At 67.2% G+C, this 14406-nt stretch carries 17 protein-coding genes; 4 read left to right on the top strand and 13 right to left on the bottom strand.

Translation table 11 applies throughout. From position 1 onward, the window contains the following. Nucleotides 1-9: 9 nt before the first annotated feature. The 4 genes from JOD62_RS10745 to JOD62_RS10730 all read right to left on the bottom strand — a co-directional run bounded on the left by JOD62_RS10745 (nt 10) and on the right by JOD62_RS10730 (nt 5107). The gene (locus tag JOD62_RS10745) at nt 10-612 is read right to left on the bottom strand and encodes a SipW-dependent-type signal peptide-containing protein (protein WP_271171510.1); all 603 of its coding nucleotides are present in this window, start codon (nt 610-612) and stop codon (nt 10-12) included. A 55-nt stretch (nt 613-667) separates the two neighbouring features. Then, nucleotides 668-1297, bottom strand: a complete 630-nt coding sequence (locus JOD62_RS10740; RefSeq protein ID WP_204939284.1) for a SipW-dependent-type signal peptide-containing protein — start codon at nt 1295-1297, stop codon at nt 668-670. A 215-nt stretch (nt 1298-1512) separates the two neighbouring features. After that, nucleotides 1513-2610, bottom strand: coding sequence for an SseB family protein (locus JOD62_RS10735; RefSeq protein ID WP_204939283.1), 1098 nt, complete (start codon nt 2608-2610; stop codon nt 1513-1515). A 43-nt stretch (nt 2611-2653) separates the two neighbouring features. Then, on the bottom strand, nt 2654-5107 hold the full coding sequence (locus JOD62_RS10730; protein WP_204939282.1) for an ATP-dependent helicase: 2454 nt from the start codon (nt 5105-5107) through the stop codon (nt 2654-2656). Nucleotides 5108-5205: 98 nt separating this feature from the next. Here JOD62_RS10730 and JOD62_RS10725 point away from each other — a divergent pair, with 98 nt between their 5' ends. After that, a complete protein-coding gene (locus JOD62_RS10725; protein ID WP_204939281.1) occupies nt 5206-5598 on the top strand; it encodes a YccF domain-containing protein in 393 nt (130 codons plus the stop codon). A 6-nt stretch (nt 5599-5604) separates the two neighbouring features. Here the strand turns inward: JOD62_RS10725 and JOD62_RS10720 are convergent, their stop codons facing one another. Genes JOD62_RS10720 through JOD62_RS10710 form a run of 3 tightly spaced genes read right to left on the bottom strand, consistent with a single transcriptional unit; the run spans nt 5605 to nt 8576 of the window. After that, entirely contained in the window at nt 5605-6633 is a 1029-nt protein-coding gene (locus JOD62_RS10720) for an ABC transporter permease (protein WP_204939280.1), read from the bottom strand. Continuing rightward, nucleotides 6630-7541 carry an ABC transporter ATP-binding protein gene (locus JOD62_RS10715; protein WP_204939279.1) on the bottom strand — a complete coding sequence of 304 codons (912 nt, stop codon included), beginning with the start codon at nt 7539-7541 and terminating at the stop codon, nt 6630-6632. Before JOD62_RS10715 ends, JOD62_RS10720 begins: the two co-directional genes overlap by 4 nt. 48 nt (nt 7542-7589) lie before the next feature. Then, nucleotides 7590-8576, bottom strand: coding sequence for a glycerophosphodiester phosphodiesterase family protein (locus JOD62_RS10710; RefSeq protein ID WP_204939278.1), 987 nt, complete (start codon nt 8574-8576; stop codon nt 7590-7592). A gap of 88 nt (nt 8577-8664) precedes the next feature. Between JOD62_RS10710 and JOD62_RS10705 the strand changes: the two genes are divergently transcribed. Beyond that, nucleotides 8665-9585 (top strand): Bax inhibitor-1/YccA family protein, encoded by a 921-nt coding sequence (locus JOD62_RS10705; protein WP_204939277.1) that lies wholly within the window; start codon nt 8665-8667, stop codon nt 9583-9585. Between the two features lie 163 nt (nt 9586-9748). After that, nucleotides 9749-10021 carry a GlsB/YeaQ/YmgE family stress response membrane protein gene (locus JOD62_RS10700; protein ID WP_204939276.1) on the top strand — a complete coding sequence of 91 codons (273 nt, stop codon included), beginning with the start codon at nt 9749-9751 and terminating at the stop codon, nt 10019-10021. Nucleotides 10022-10081: 60 nt separating this feature from the next. Here the strand turns inward: JOD62_RS10700 and JOD62_RS10695 are convergent, their stop codons facing one another. Next, nucleotides 10082-10537: a phosphatase PAP2 family protein gene (locus JOD62_RS10695; RefSeq protein ID WP_204939275.1), complete on the bottom strand. Its 456-nt coding sequence runs from the start codon at nt 10535-10537 to the stop codon at nt 10082-10084. A gap of 12 nt (nt 10538-10549) precedes the next feature. Next, nucleotides 10550-10714: a hypothetical protein gene (locus tag JOD62_RS10690; RefSeq protein ID WP_204939274.1), complete on the bottom strand. Its 165-nt coding sequence runs from the start codon at nt 10712-10714 to the stop codon at nt 10550-10552. Between the two features lie 110 nt (nt 10715-10824). Here JOD62_RS10690 and JOD62_RS10685 point away from each other — a divergent pair, with 110 nt between their 5' ends. Further along, a complete protein-coding gene (locus JOD62_RS10685; protein ID WP_204939273.1) occupies nt 10825-11505 on the top strand; it encodes a DNA alkylation repair protein in 681 nt (226 codons plus the stop codon). 23 nt (nt 11506-11528) lie between these two features. On the opposite strand, the gene JOD62_RS10680 is transcribed toward JOD62_RS10685, so the two are convergent. The 4 genes from JOD62_RS10680 to JOD62_RS10665 all read right to left on the bottom strand — a co-directional run bounded on the left by JOD62_RS10680 (nt 11529) and on the right by JOD62_RS10665 (nt 14389). After that, entirely contained in the window at nt 11529-12335 is an 807-nt protein-coding gene (locus JOD62_RS10680; protein WP_204939272.1) for a sigma-70 family RNA polymerase sigma factor, read from the bottom strand. A 168-nt stretch (nt 12336-12503) separates the two neighbouring features. Then, a complete protein-coding gene (locus JOD62_RS10675; RefSeq protein WP_204939271.1) occupies nt 12504-12920 on the bottom strand; it encodes an HU family DNA-binding protein in 417 nt (138 codons plus the stop codon). A gap of 204 nt (nt 12921-13124) precedes the next feature. Further along, on the bottom strand, nt 13125-13505 hold the full coding sequence (locus JOD62_RS10670; RefSeq protein ID WP_204939270.1) for a flagellar assembly protein FliW: 381 nt from the start codon (nt 13503-13505) through the stop codon (nt 13125-13127). Next, nucleotides 13502-14389, bottom strand: a complete 888-nt coding sequence (locus JOD62_RS10665) for a flagellin N-terminal helical domain-containing protein (RefSeq protein WP_239526642.1) — start codon at nt 14387-14389, stop codon at nt 13502-13504. The genes JOD62_RS10670 and JOD62_RS10665 overlap by 4 nt, the downstream gene beginning before the upstream one ends. Between the last annotated feature and the right edge of the window lie 17 nt (nt 14390-14406).

The raw sequence follows: 14406 nt of genomic DNA, 5'->3' as shown, positions 1-14406 counted from the left end.
TCCTCCTTGTCAGGTCGTCGGCGTGGTCGCCGTGAAGGTCCAGGTGGGTCGTACATCGCCGCCCTGCGTGTTGTTGCCCGCGGTCACCGGGAACTCGACGACGACGCAGAAGGAGACGATGTTGCCGCGATTCGCCGCCAGCGCCCCCGTGGCCACCGGAGCGGGCACGACGGTCGCTCCGGTGGCGACGGATGTCGTCGGCGTCGCCGTCGTGCAGGAGGGAGCAACCGCGCCATTGGTGGTGGTCGTCACTGCGACTCCCACTTTCAGCACGTTCTGCAGGTTCGCGCTGTTGCCTGTCGGCGCGCTCACGTTGTCCGCACCGACCACCGTCACCCCGCTGAGACTGACCGTGCCGGGCACGGACCCCTTGTTCTGGATCTGGATCCACGCGGCACGCTTCTCACCCGGATACAGTCCGGTTGCCCCGAGAGGCAGAGTCAGCGCAGGTGTATGCGGCGAATCCTCGAAGGCTCCGAGGTTCGTACGCGATTCGATCGCGAAGGTCCCTGCCGTGATGGTCGCCGTCGCGACCTCCTGATCAGTCCAGGAAGCGAGCGTCGCGGCAGCCCCGACACCGAAGACCAGGCCTCCGGCAAGCACTGCTCTCACGCGGCGGGAGCGTTGTTGCCTCTTCTCCCGCACGGCTCTGCGGGTGTGCATGAGATCAGTTCGTCGAGGTCGCTTCGAATCGCCATGTGGCCGTCGCCGAGGCTCCCTGCACCAGCGACGCCTGGTTCCCCGCCGTGACGGCGAAGCACATCTGGATCGCGGTGCCGGCGGCCGTGGTCGGCGAGCCCTTCACGAGCGCGGTGGATGCGGCACCGGTCAGCGCCGAGAGCGTGGATCCCGTCGCGATGGTCGTGCCCGCGGCGGCTGTGGTCTGATTGCACGTCTCCGCGACGCCGATGACGGAGATCGAGTACGACATGTTCGCCTCGTTGCCTCCGGTGCCGGCGGTGATGGCCGCAGGTATCACGGTGGCATCGCTCGTCGTGTTCGCCGCCAGCCGCACCCAGAACGGCGCGTACACGGTCTGGCCGGGAGACATGTTGTTCACGACGCCCGCGGGCAACGTGAACGACAGCGCCTGAGCGGTGCCCGCCGTGTTGTGGTTCGCGAACCCGGTCGTTCCGCTGGTGATGGAGCCTTCGAGGTCAAAGCTGCCGGCGGTGAAGGTTCCGGTAGCGAACTCGGAGTCGTTCCAGGCAGCAAGCGTCACAGCAGCGCCGACCCCGAGGACAAGCCCGCCCGCGAGCACGGCCAGCACCTTGCGGCGATTGTTGTTCTTAGACATCTCGTTCCCCTCAATGAACTGGATGGTGCGCAAGAACGTCGCTTTCCGGTGCGCCGCGTCGCGCTGGTGCCTACATCCTGGACTGCCCCGCCGTCGGTGGCAAGGGCGATATTTCCGAACGCACCGGGGCCAGATGAAGATGCCGAGAGTCGGGTACAGCGAAAAACGAGGAGTGGGCGGATGTTTCCGCTCACCCCTCGTTGCAGACGGTGATTCTATTCGGCTGCGGGCTCCGCTGCGCCATCCTCCTGGGGCTTCGCGAGCGCGATGACCGCGCCGAGAGCGGCGCGGCGTACCGCGATCGTGGGGCCCGCTGCGTCAATCAGAACGCCATCGAGTTCGGCGTGCTGGGCGAGAACCGTGCCCAGCTGCTCCGCGGTGAAGGGCATCGGCTGCTCTCCACGCCCGAGTGCGATGATCTCCAGGGGGTGCGAGAACAGTTGCAGCAGGCGGGAGCCATCAGCGGTCTGTGCTTCGGCGATGCCGAACTGCCCCTCTTCCTGCCCCGTCGCGACCGCAACCCAGAGTCGGGCCGTTGCGAGTTCCTCGCCGACACGCGCCTCAGAGGATGCGTCGCGCGGTGTCGCGAGCTGCGTCTTGAGCGCGAAACCGGGGTCGGCCTGATTCATCGCCTTCTCGATCAGCTCACGCGGGAAGACCGCGCGATGCGGAGCCGACGCGGTGTCGAGCACGACACCCGCGAACGGGCCGGCGAGAAGCTGCGAGAACACGGCATGGACGGGCTGAGCCACCGCGGATGTGGCCGTCGGGTCGCTCTCGAGCAGCACCGAGGCCTTCACCGCTCCTGCCGAGCTGTAGGCCAGCATGAACTGGTTCTCGCCCTCGCGCGCGACGGCGATCGCGAGCGGCTGACCGGCGTTGATCTGCTCTTGTGCGTCGCCCTGCACTCGCAGGTAGAGGTGCCCCTGAAGGGTCTGACGCAGCACGCCGAGGAGCTGCTCATTGGTGGGCGCCTCGCCGAGCTCTGCGAGCGCCTCGCGCAGCAGCACGTTGTCTTTCATGCCCGGAACCGTCTCGGTCTGCTCCGGCGGGTCGGCGGGAGCGAGGGGCAGCGCGGGCGTGGCTGGTCGCACCGGGGGCGCCTGCGGGGTGGGCGCCGGCGTCGATGCCGCTCCTACGCCGCGGAACGTCTCCATCGAGATGGAGACGTTGGGCACGTCCGGGGTCGAGGGCTCTTCTGCTGTCACGGGGGCGGGCGCCCCGGAGACGGATGCCTCCGTCGTCGCGTTCTCCGCAGCGTCCGCCTCGGACGCAGCGTTGTCGGACTTGGAGCGACGCGAGAAAAGAGCCATGCCGTCAGCCTATCCGCCGCAAGGAAAGCGATGCGCCGTATGGCTACAGCTTCTGGATCGGCGCGATCTTGATGAGCAGCTTCTTCAGCCCCGCCGTGTCGAATCGCACGTGGGCGATGCGCTTCGCGCCCTCACCGGTCACGGCATCGACGCGGCCCTCGCCGAAGTCGTCATGACGAATGCGGTCGCCGGCGGCGAGTTCGAGGTCGCCGTTGTCACGCACCTTGGCAGGCACGCGGTTCGGGAACCGATCCATCGAGGTCGACAGTGGCTTGAGCGAGCTCTTGGGCAGCTCCCGGGGCGCGAAACGGTCGCTCCCCGAGCCGCCGAAGCCGCCACCGGAACCGCCGTAGCCGCCCCCGGGTCGGCGCCCGTTAAGGGCGCGCGACTGTGTTCCGCCGCGGGAGTTGACGTCGCCCGGCGACTGCCGCCAGTCGATGATGTGGGCGGGAATCTCCTGGAGGAAGCGACTGGGCATCGCGGCGGAGATCTCTCCGAACTGGGCGCGAGTCATGGCCAGCGAGAGATGCAGACGCTTGCGCGCACGGGTGATGCCGACATAGAAGAGGCGCCGCTCTTCCTGCGGTCCGCCCGGTTCGCCCGCAGAGATGCGGTGCGGGATGAGATCTTCTTCAACACCCGTGACGAAGACGGCGTCGTACTCGAGGCCCTTCGCGGTGTGCATCGTCATGAGCGACACCGACCCGGAGGAGTCGTCGAGGTCGTCGGCGTCGGAGACGAGCGCGACCTCGGTGAGGAAGTCGATGACGGTGCCCTCAGGGTTGTTTCGTGCGAACTCGCGCGCGACGGCGACGAGCTCGTCGAGGTTCTCAAGACGGGCCTCGTCTTGCGGGTCACGGCTCGCGCGCAGCGACTCGAAGTAGCCGCTCTGCGTCAGCAGAAGCGTGAGTCCTTCGGCGACGGCCGTGGGCGGTGCGAGCTCGCCGCTGGGCGGGAGCATGAGCACGGATGCGGCCGTGAGTGTCTCGTCGAGCTGTGCGATGGCGGCCTGCAGCTTGGGGCCGACCCCGAGCTCGGCCGGACGCGACAGAGCCTCACGGAAGGTGATGCCTTGGTCATCCGCGAAGCGTGCGATCGCTGTCTCGGTCACGTCGCCGATGCCCCGGCGCGGTTTGTTGAGGATGCGCCGCAGCGCCATCGAATCGGCGGGGTTGGCGACGGCCACGAGATACGCGAGCGCGTCTTTGATCTCGGCGCGCTCGTAGAACTTCGTGCCGCCCATGATCTTGTACGGGACGGCCGAGCGGATGAAGATCTCTTCCAACGCACGCGACTGCGAGTTCGTGCGGTAGAAGACCGCCATCTCGGAGTAGGGCGTGCCCGCACGGTGGATCGCTTCGATCTCGTCGGCGACGAACTGCGCCTCGTCGTGCTGCGAGTAGCCGGTGAAGCCGATGATCTTGTCGCCATCACCGCGGTCGCTCCAGAGCTTCTTCTCTTTGCGGTCGAAGTTGTTGCTGATGACGGCGTTGGCCGCGGTGAGGATGTTCTGCGAAGAACGGTAGTTCTGCTCGAGCAGCACGACCTTGGCGCCAGGGAAATCGCGTTCGAACTCGCTGATGTTGCGGATGTCCGCACCACGGAACGCATAGATCGACTGGTCGGAGTCACCCACGACGGTGAGCGATGCCCCATCAAGTTCCGGGGCGGACTCGGGCTCGAAGATCATCATGCCGCCGGCGGAATACGGCTCGGCATTGCCCGCGACGGGGCGGGTGAGTTCGTGGATCAGCGCGTACTGGGCGTGGTTGGTGTCTTGGTACTCGTCGACAAGGATGTGACGGAACCGGCGACGGTAGACGTCGGCGATATGCGGGAACGCGCGGAAGAGGAAGACGGTCTGCCCGATGAGGTCGTCGAAGTCGAACGCGTTGGCCTTCTGCAGCTCACGCTGATACGCCTGGAAGACCTCAGAGAACACACGTTCCGCGGGATCGGCGAGGTTCGCCTGACGAGCGAAGCCCTCGGCATCCAGCAGCTCGTTCTTGTGCTTGGAGATCTTCGACTGCACCGCCGCCGGCGTGAAGCCGTACGAGTCTGCCTGGAACTCTTTGACGAGGCGCTTGATGAGCGCACGGGAGTCACCGGAGTCGTAGATCGTGAAGGCCTTGGTGAAGCCGAACTGCTGTGCCTCGTTGCGGAGGATGCGCACGCACGCGGAGTGGAACGTGGAGATCCACATTCCTCGGGACGCGTCGCCGACGAGCTGGCCGACGCGCTCGCGCATCTCGCCCGCCGCCTTGTTCGTGAAGGTGATCGCGAGGATCTGACTCGGCCATGCTTCACGTCTGCGCAGCAGAAGGGCGATGCGCCGCGTGAGCACGCTCGTCTTGCCAGAGCCGGCACCGGCGACGATCAGCAGCGCCTGGCCGCGGTGGGTCACCGCCTCGAGCTGCTGCGGATTGAGCCCCGCGAGAAGGTCTGCGTCGGGCGTGGGCTCGCCCGCCGGGGGCACGAGGAGAACGTTGTCAGTCATTGCCCTTCCAGTGTAGGCGGGGCCTCGGACACGGGCTCCTCGTGATCTGCCCTCAAGGGAACGGCGCTCTGTCAGCCAGGGGGTGAGAGGATGCGAGCATGCGCACCATCCTGAACATCATCTGGCTCATCCTCGCCGGCTTCGTGCTGTTCCTCGGATACGCGCTCGCAGGCATCCTGCTGTGCATCCCGATCATCACGATCCCCTGGGCGATCGCCTCGTTCCGGATCGCGGGGTACGCCATCTGGCCCTTCGGACGTCAGATCGTGTCCAAGCCCACGGCGGGTGTGGGCTCGTTCCTCGGTAACGTCATCTGGGTGATCCTCGCCGGGTGGTGGCTCGCCATCGGGCACATCATCTCGGGCATCGCCCTGTGCATCACGATCATCGGCATCCCGATGGGCATCGCCGACTTCAAGATGGTGCCGATCTCGCTCATGCCCCTGGGCAAAGAGATCGTGTCGACGCGCACGGGCGCATTCGCGCGCTAGATCAGATCAGGCGATGCGCGTCCCCGGCGGGAGTCGCTTCGCGGGGGTGTCGGTCCGCCGCACGGCCCCGAACATCAGCAGCCCCGCCACGACACCCTGCAGGGCGAGTCCGACGAACCAGCTCGGAGCGCTGCCCTCGATGATCTCCTGGGGCGTCTCCCAGTTCTGATCGACGCGCCAGCCTGTTTCGCAGTCATCCCATCGCGTTTCCAACTCGGGCGCCTGCTGCGCTGCGCGCACGCCGAGCTTGATCTGGCCGAACAGGTCGACCGGATAGCCGTCACGAGAGAACTCCACGGGCGTCGCGTCTGCCAGCACGACGAACGGGTTCGCAGCGAGCACCCACCACACCCGATCGAAGCGGGGCACCTCATGCGTGTACGTCTCCCAGCGCTCGCAATCGGGGCCGCTCTCCGTGTACGGTCGCGACTGCGACGTGACCTCAGAACGGAGAGCCGCACCTCCGAGGCCGAACACGATGAGCGTGCCGAGCACGAAGGCGGCGACGACGAGGTAGGTCGCCGCGACGGAGAACAAGCCACGTGCGAGCACGCCGCTGAATCCCACGCCGATCGCCGCGACAACGACGATCTCGGCCAGCAGCACCAGCACGGAGACGAAGCCGGTCAGCGGTGAGACTCCGCCGGTGAGCATGGCGAAGATCAGGAACGGGATCGCCACGACGAGGAACGCCGAGCCCGTGACGACCGCTGCCAGCAGCTTGCCGAAGACGATCTCACCGGTCGTGGCCCTCGTGACCTGCACGGCGGCGAGAGTCGCGTTCTCCCGGTCGCCGTTGATGGCGTTGCCGCTGAGCGTCGGCGAGATCAGAACCACCAGAAGCAGCACGATGTTGACGACGACCGAGTAGACGCCGGCACCCGGCTCGTCCACCCCGGAGAAGATCATCAGGGACAACGCGGTGACCCCGATCAGCACCACCGCGAAGACGCCGAGCAGCACGTACCACGCCACGCTCCGCAGACGCTGCGTCAGCTCCAGTCGGACGATCGTCATCACGCGCTGCATGCTCATGCGGCACCTCCGCCCAGAGTGAGGAATCGGTCTTCGAGTTCGCCCTGTGCGGGCGCGAACTCGACAATCGGAAGGCCGGCCGCGATGAGTGCACGCAGCGCATCCGCCGCCTCCTGCTCCCCCGCGAGCGTGACGAGCACAGCGCCCCGATCCAGGCGAATGCGGGAGACCGTCGTCGTCAGAACGAGAGAGACCTGCTCCGCGGTGAGCGGTTCACCGACCGTGCGCACCCGCCACTCGCGGGCACGGACGGCGGATGCCTCGGCATCGACCACGCTTCCCGCGACAAGGAACACTGCATCGTCGACAAGCTCCTCCAGCTCGCTGAGCACGTGGCTGGACACGAGGATCGTGCAGCCCTCATCCGCCAGCTGACGAAGCAGCACACGCAGCTGTACCCGGGCCATCGGGTCCAGACCCGAGGCGGGCTCGTCGAGCAGGAGCACCTGCGGACGCGCGACAAGGGCGCGCGCCAGACCGAGCTTCTGCTTCTGTCCGCGTGAGAGCACGCGCGCAGGGCGATCGGCGAGTTCGTCGAGTCCGACGAGCGTGACGAGCTCGGCGGCACGCGCCTGAGCCTCTTCTCGGCTCAGATCGTGCAGGCGTCCGGTCGTCACGAGTGTCTCGCGCGCCGTCAGCGAGGGCCAGGCCCCGAGAGCGTCGGGCATCCAGCCGATAAGGCCGCGCGCGGCGGAAGGGTCTTCCATCGGATCGACATCGCCGATCCGAATCGATCCGGTGTCGGGTGCGAGGAGCGACGCCAGCATGAGCAGGAGCGTCGTCTTGCCTGCCCCGTTCGGCCCGATCAGCCCCGTGATGCGCCCCTCGTTCGCGACGAAGCTCGCGTCACGAACGGCCTGGACGCTCCCGAAGGCGCGGCTGACTCCCTGCGCAGAGATTGACGGCATGCCCCACACCTAACCACATGCGGGTGACATCGCGCGGATGGCTGTGGATCATTCGCGGAAGAACGCGACTCCGAGATCCGGGTGGTCCACGAACACGCCGTCGATACCGGTCCGCGCGATCGCCTCCCACTCGCTTTCGTAGTCACCGAACGCCCCTTTGCCGCCGAGAGCTCGATAGTCGCCGGCGAGGAACGCGTTCTCGGGTCGGGCCGTCCAGGTGAAAACGCGCAGCCCCCGAGCGTGCGCGTCGTCGACAAGCGTGCGTCCGCGCTTCAGCAGCATCCGCTTGCTCACGCTGATGCCGTCGACGACGCCGACCAGCGCATCCAGTCCCCGCGGCGACACGGTCGCCGCGTATGTGAGGGCGGCGCGGCCGTGCTGCGCGACCTGGTCGAAGGGCTTGCCAGTCGATTCGATCAGATAGATGTAGCTGGCCGGGATGCTGCGGGCGCGAAGATCTGCGAGCACGGTCGACTCGAACGCCTCGATCGTGAGCGGATGCTCGCCGTCGGCCCAGCCTGCGGTACGCAGATCGCGCTCGATCAAGGGTGCGAGATCGAGGCCGATGCTCGCGAAGTAGGTGGCATGCTTGATCTCCAGGATGACGCCGATCTCTCGTCCGTGGGCAAGCGACCCTTCGCGCACCAGGTCGAGCAGGTCCGTGAGACGCAGCAACGGCTGAGTGTCGTCGAAAGAGGCGCTCTCTGGCCGGATCTCGGGCAGACGCTCGCGGCAGAGCAGCACCGACAGTTCGTCCCAGGTGAAGTCCTCGGTGAACCAGCCCGTCAGCGAGACGCCGTCGATCTTCTTCGTCGTGCGGCGATCGGCGTACTCGGGGTGGTCGGCGATGTCGGTGGTGCCGGAGATCTCGTTCTCGTGCCGTACGACGAGCACTCCGTCGCGCGTGGCGACGACGTCAGGCTCGACGGCATCGACCCCCATGGCCAGCGCCAGCTCGTACGAGGACCGGCTGTGCTCCGGCCGATATCCCGGAGCACCGCGATGACCGATGACGAGCGGAGATCTGCGAGGCACGCTCTCAGCGTAGAACACCCCATTCAAAGGGTTGCGCCGCTAGTCTGGTGTCACCGCAACCGTTGCGATCACTTTGGAGTATGAGGCCATGGCACTCAACAACCCCGCTTTCAACAACCCGGCGTTCCAGGATCCGCGCAATGTCGCGACCTACCCCGGCACCGCGTCGCAGCAGGGCTACGGCGCTCAGACCCAGGCGGCGTCCGCGTCGCACCAGACGGTGGATGCTGCGCTGAACGCGCAGCTCGACGGCATGTACGCCGCTCCGTCCGCAGGCGCTCTCGAGACCGACCGCATGACGGTCGAGGACACGGTGTGGAAGACCGCTGGTCTGTTCGCGATCCTGCTTGTCACCGCCGCCGTCGGATGGGTCTGGACCCTCGGTGGACTGCAGCTCGACCCCGCGCGCGGCGCGTCCATGCTGCCCTGGATGATCGGCGCGCTCGGCGGCTTCGTGCTCGCCATGGTCATCACCTTCACCTCGCGCAAGAAGGTGCGCCCCGCGCTCATCTTCGCCTACGCGGCGCTTGAGGGTCTGTTCGTCGGCGCGATCTCGGCGTTCTTCGAGGTCATGTGGCCCGGCATCGTCATGCAGGCGACGCTCGCGACCCTCTCGGTCGTCGGTGTCACCCTCGCGCTCTTCGCAAGCGGCAAGGTCCGTGCGTCGAAGAAGATGACGAAGATCGTCATGATCGCGATGATCGGTTACCTGGTCTTCTCCGTCGTCAACCTCGTCCTCATGTGGACGGGCGTCCTGCCGGCCGGTCAGGCCTTCGGCCTTCTCAGCCAGGAGATCTTCGGCATCCCGCTCGGTCTCATCATCGGCGTGCTGGTCGTCTTCATGGCCGCGTACTCGCTGGTCATGGACTTCGACCAGATCCAGCAGGGCGTGCGCAACGGCGCTCCCCGCAAGTACGGCTGGATGGGCGCCTTCGGCATCATGGTCACGGTTGTGTGGCTGTACGTCGAGATTCTGCGCATCATCGCGATCGTTCGCGGCAGCGAGTGATCTGACATTTCTCGAAGAGGCCCACCCTGGCGACGGGGTGGGCCTCTTCTATTAGCGCACGTTTCCCTCGCCGCGCAAGGGCGTTGTCGCTCGCTCCCCCGGCGCAGAGAATGGACCTCTCGAAGCCCCGCATCCCAGGGCTCACGACATCAAGGAGCGCAACATGGGTTTCCTCGCTTTTCTTCTGCTCGGGCTGATCGCCGGAGCGATCGCCAAGCTCATCCTCCCCGGCAAACAGGGCGGCGGATGGCTGATCACACTGCTGCTCGGCGTCGTCGGTGCACTGCTCGGAGGGTGGCTCGGCAGCATGATCTTCGGTGTTGGGCTCGAGGAGTTCTGGGATCTGTCCACCTGGCTGCTTGCCATCGGCGGCGCGATCGTGGTTCTGCTCATCTACGGCCTCATCGTCGGCCGTGGAGACCGCGCACGCAGCTGATCTGATCACCGTCCGCGAGAGGGGCTCGGCAGCTTCGGCTGCCGAGCCCCTCTCGCATCCCTACGGCCTGTGCTCAGAGGACGAACGCACGCGGTCTCGACGTCCGACCGCGAGAGCGACACCCGCTGTGACCACAAGCCCGAGGAACGCACCCGCGGCGACATCATGCAGGTAGTGCACCCCCTGGGCCACGCGTCCGAGCGCCACCAGGACAGCCAGCACCACGGCAGCCCAGGACGCCCAGCTCCGCCCAGCGGCAAATGCGATCACCACCGCGGCGGCGAATGCCAGAGTCCCGTGATTGGACGGAAGTGACCAGTCCCCCGGGGGCGGGCATTCCGCGGCGATCGGCCAACGACTGCAGGGACGTGGCTGCGTGAAGAGGATCTTCAGCGCCTCGCTCGCCGCGTAGGCGACACCCACGCCTGCCACGCCCGCCGCGAGCGACGGTCGACGCGCAGGAGTCCGAAACCACGCCAGCGTCACGCTCGCCACCGTCGCGAGAGCAAGCAACACCAGGAGGACCTCTCACACGAGCTCGACGTGCGGCACGACCGCGCCGAGAGAGGCGAGCTCACGCGTTCCGATGACGCTGAGACTTCCCGGAACCGGGACGAGCAGAACGAGCACGGCGAGCGCTGCCGCGATGAGCAGCGGGAGGGAACGGCGGAGGGAGAGCGAAGATATGGGCATGATCTCCACGGTAGGAACCGGCGCCGCTTCCGGTCATCGGGCGGCGGACTGATCCCGGTCATCCTGACGACGTATGTGTCCCCTCCGCCACCGCACCCTAGAATCGCCCCGTGAGCCACGACCCCGCCGCCGCTCTCGCGGCAGACATCCGCGATGCGCTGCGCGCGGCTGCGGATCCGGAGCGTGCTCCCGGCCAGCAGGCGTACATGAAGTCGACGATGCCGTTCCTCGGTGTGCGCGTCCCTGAGGTGCGGGCGATCGCCCGCGCATGTGCCAAGGGGCACGCGGATGCGCAGGTGCTGCGCGGCGCCGCCCTGTCGCTGTGGCGCACGGCCACGCATCGCGAGGAGCGCTACGCCGCGCAGGCACTTCTGGCCGCGCGGTCACTGCGCGGAGACCTCGACCTGCTGCCGGTGCACGAGGAGATGATCCGCGCGGGTGGCTGGTGGGATCACGTCGATGAGACCGCCCACCGACTGGCGGAGCTGCTCGACGCACACCCGGACGTGATGGCTGTGGAGATGCGCGTCTGGGCGGATGACGCTGACTTCTGGATGCGACGCGCGGCGATCATCTCGCAGCTGGGACGAAAGTCCCGCACCGACAGGGCTCTGCTGACCGACACCATCGAGGCGAACATCCGCGAGAGCGAGTTCTTCCTTCGCAAAGCGATCGGTTGGGCGCTGCGAGAGTACGCCAAGACCGATCCCGCATGGGTGCGCACGTTCGTCGCACAGCACCCCGACCTCTCCCCGCTTTCGCGCAGAGAAGCTCTCAAGAATCTCGCCTGAGCGACGAGGCTGCGCAGCGGCCGCTACGCCGGCGAACGCTGCGGGAACAGCGACTGCGCCAGGTGCCGACCGCGCTGAGCGATCTGGCTGTAGTGCGCCTCCTTGGCGGGCGCGACAGGGGCTGCTTCCCCGTCGAGCTGCACTGCGGCGTCGTCATCCGAACGCGCCGCCACCGTGCCGCGGAGCACCCGCAACGCCTGCGCGCGCTCCTGCAGCACGTCCGCGATTCCCACGCCCCGCTCCTCCGCGAGACTCGCCGCCGTACGGCCCTCGAAGTAGAGGCCCCGCATGACGTGTGCCAGCCGCTCGGGAAGAGCATCGAGAGCGCCGCGAAGCCGCCCTTCGGCGGCATCCAGTTCCGCAGCCACCTCCGGTGAGATCATGCCGCTGACGAGGAGTTGACGCGCCGCATCGTCCTCGAACGAGACGGTGACGCGGCCGGAGTCATCCGTGGGCTCGCGGAGAGCCACCGCGTCGACGCCCAGCACCATCGCCACCTCGGTGACCGTCAGCGGCCGCCCCAGCGTCGCGCCGAGGACATCAGCAGCTCCCGGCGTCGCGGCCGCGGGCATCCGGAGCTCGAGTGATGCGACTTCCGCATCCCGTGCGACCGTGGCGAAGGCAGCGAGGATGCGGGACTGCGCGTGCGCTGTGAAGGAGGCGTCGCGTGCGGGATCGAAGGAGTCCGCCGCACCGACCAGCGCGAGCGCGCCTGCCGTCGTCAGAGCTTCGCGGTGGGGCGACGACACCGGACCCGAGACCGTACGGGCCAGATATCCCACAAGCGGAATGCTGTCGATGATCCACTGATCTCGCGTGGAGGTCTGCATCGCTGGTCCCTTCGATTTGTACACAAATCCCCAGCGAGCGATTCCCCCAAACCACCCACGTGCGCTTCCTGCGGCCATCGCTCTCAGCGCACACTCAGGTTAGCAGTGCGGCGAGCGCCGGAGCAAGGGTCGCATGCCCGGTGTGGCGAATCAGAGCGACGCTGCTCCTCAGCCTTCCTGGCCTCCTGCCGCAGCCGTCTTTCTCTGCACAGGGCGGCGCTTCTGCAGCAGTTCCGCCGCCGCCTCCTCGTCCGTCATCGACAGCCTTCTGTTGGCATCGCGCGTCGCCGAGAACTTGAGGACGACGTAGTCGGGAACACGGGTGGTCGAACTGCCCTTCTCCCCCGGGCTGGCCTGCGCCAGATGCCCTTTGTGGGGCTGCTGATAGAAGCGCCCGAAGCCCGTGAGCGTGACGCGGTTCTTCGCTTTCACGAGGTCGATGATCTCCTCGGTCAGGGCGTCGTACGCCGCCTGCATCGTGCGGACCGGGAGCTTCGCCCGCCGGGCAGCCCGCTGGACGAACTCGGTCCTGCTGATGCGAGACTCCGCGGTCTTCTTCTCGCGGGGTTCGATCGTCGTGCTCATGATTCACCATCCATGGTGTCCGCACCCGAGAGAAGATCCCTCGGGCACGCAACAGCGACACTGGCCGCCATGTCGGGTCGCATGAGGCCGGCGGGCCCGAGCATCAGTGCCCTGCCCCGCATGCTTGAGAGGATACGGGTTCTTTGCCCGCAGATGTTGCGACTGCGGAAAGGTGACCCCGGAGCCCCTAGAGCCCGGCCGAGGTCAGGCGGTCAGCGGCTCCCGGAAGGAGTAGCTCTCATCTTCCAGGATGATCTGCGAGGCTCGTCCGCTCTCACGGTGCATGATGATCGGGGCGCGGAGGTTGACGAAGACGCCGCTCTCCGTCGGGTTCACAACGACGAAGAGACGAACATCCTCAGGATCTTCCGCGCCGATCTCGGCACGGATCGTCCCGCCCACGTGCGGCGCGTAGCCGGAACGCCCCCCGGTCTGGTCGAGCACGTAGAGACGCACGTCATCCTGCTCCTGCGAGCGCAGCGCGTAGAGGCCGTCGGCACCTTCGATCGGATCGAGGGTGAATGCCGTGTACGGGCTCAGTCCCGGAGGGGAGGCGACGAACGCGACGTTCAGGGCGACGGTCATCGCAGGAACTCCATCAGGTTGGTCTGCAGGCTCCGCGCGGTGACCTGCAGGGCGGACTGGTACACGAGCTCCGCGGACTGGAGCCGCACGAGCACTTCGAAGCTGTCGACATTCTCGACCTCGGTGCGCTGGGCTTCGAGATCGATGGAGACCGAGAGGTTCTGCGCGGATGCCCGTTCGATCTGGGCCTGGCGCGCGCCGGTCGTGCCGCGCGCCGCGATCATGGAGGTGAGCCGGTCGTCGATGTCGCCGAGACGCACACCGACCTCCTGCCCGCCGCGAAGCTCCCCCGCGATGTCGGCCAGAAGCGCGAACACGCTGTTCGCGCCCTCGCCGAAGACCTGCGCACCATCGCTGTCCACCCGCACGGTGTCGGTATCGCTGATGCGACGCTGCACGCCACTCCCGGCGGCACCGTTGAACGTGAAGGTCCCCGCCTCGAAGGCGCGTCCGGCATCGCTGGTTCCGGCGAAGACACTGCGTCCGAGCACCGTCGTGTTGGCCTGGGACAGCAGCTCGGTGGCTATGCTCTCGAGCTCGGCGGCGATCGCCTCTCGTGCCGGCATGCTCATCGCGCCGGAGTTCGCCCCCTGCGCGACGAGGTCCCGTGCGCGGTTGAGCAGCTCGACGCTCGCGCCGAGTGCGGTATCGACCGTCGTCACCCAGGCCAGGCCGTCGCTGATGTTGCGCGCGTACTGCGCCGTACGGGCCTGCTCGCCGTGCACGCCCAGCACCGTGGCGGTGCCGGTCGGATCTTCGCTGGGCCTGCTGAACGCGCGCTGCGACGTAGCCTGGTTCTGAATGCGGTCGCGTTCCGCAAGGTTCGACTGCAGGGTGCGCAGCGTCTGCTCCGCCATCGTGGTGCTTGTGACTCGTCCGATCATGATCTCTCCCCGAATGC

This window comes from Microbacterium keratanolyticum (genome assembly GCF_016907255.1).
In the GTDB taxonomy this organism is placed as follows: domain Bacteria; phylum Actinomycetota; class Actinomycetes; order Actinomycetales; family Microbacteriaceae; genus Microbacterium; species Microbacterium keratanolyticum.
This window is presented reverse-complemented; position numbering and strand designations above follow the sequence as displayed.

Coding starts and splice junctions, on each gene's coding strand:
- JOD62_RS10730 (WP_204939282.1), bottom strand. CDS start 5,107: ATGACTGACAACGTTCTCCTCGTGCCCCCGGCGGGCGAGCCCACGCCC.
- JOD62_RS10735 (WP_204939283.1), bottom strand. CDS start 2,610: ATGGCTCTTTTCTCGCGTCGCTCCAAGTCCGACAACGCTGCGTCCGAG.
- JOD62_RS10665 (WP_239526642.1), bottom strand. CDS start 14,389: ATGATCGGACGAGTCACAAGCACCACGATGGCGGAGCAGACGCTGCGC.
- JOD62_RS10680 (WP_204939272.1), bottom strand. CDS start 12,335: ATGCAGACCTCCACGCGAGATCAGTGGATCATCGACAGCATTCCGCTT.
- JOD62_RS10700 (WP_204939276.1), top strand. CDS start 9,749: ATGGGTTTCCTCGCTTTTCTTCTGCTCGGGCTGATCGCCGGAGCGATC.
- JOD62_RS10720 (WP_204939280.1), bottom strand. CDS start 6,633: ATGAGCATGCAGCGCGTGATGACGATCGTCCGACTGGAGCTGACGCAG.
- JOD62_RS10705 (WP_204939277.1), top strand. CDS start 8,665: ATGGCACTCAACAACCCCGCTTTCAACAACCCGGCGTTCCAGGATCCG.
- JOD62_RS10690 (WP_204939274.1), bottom strand. CDS start 10,714: ATGCCCATATCTTCGCTCTCCCTCCGCCGTTCCCTCCCGCTGCTCATC.
- JOD62_RS10725 (WP_204939281.1), top strand. CDS start 5,206: ATGCGCACCATCCTGAACATCATCTGGCTCATCCTCGCCGGCTTCGTG.
- JOD62_RS10670 (WP_204939270.1), bottom strand. CDS start 13,505: ATGACCGTCGCCCTGAACGTCGCGTTCGTCGCCTCCCCTCCGGGACTG.
- JOD62_RS10675 (WP_204939271.1), bottom strand. CDS start 12,920: ATGAGCACGACGATCGAACCCCGCGAGAAGAAGACCGCGGAGTCTCGC.
- JOD62_RS10715 (WP_204939279.1), bottom strand. CDS start 7,541: ATGCCGTCAATCTCTGCGCAGGGAGTCAGCCGCGCCTTCGGGAGCGTC.
- JOD62_RS10740 (WP_204939284.1), bottom strand. CDS start 1,297: ATGTCTAAGAACAACAATCGCCGCAAGGTGCTGGCCGTGCTCGCGGGC.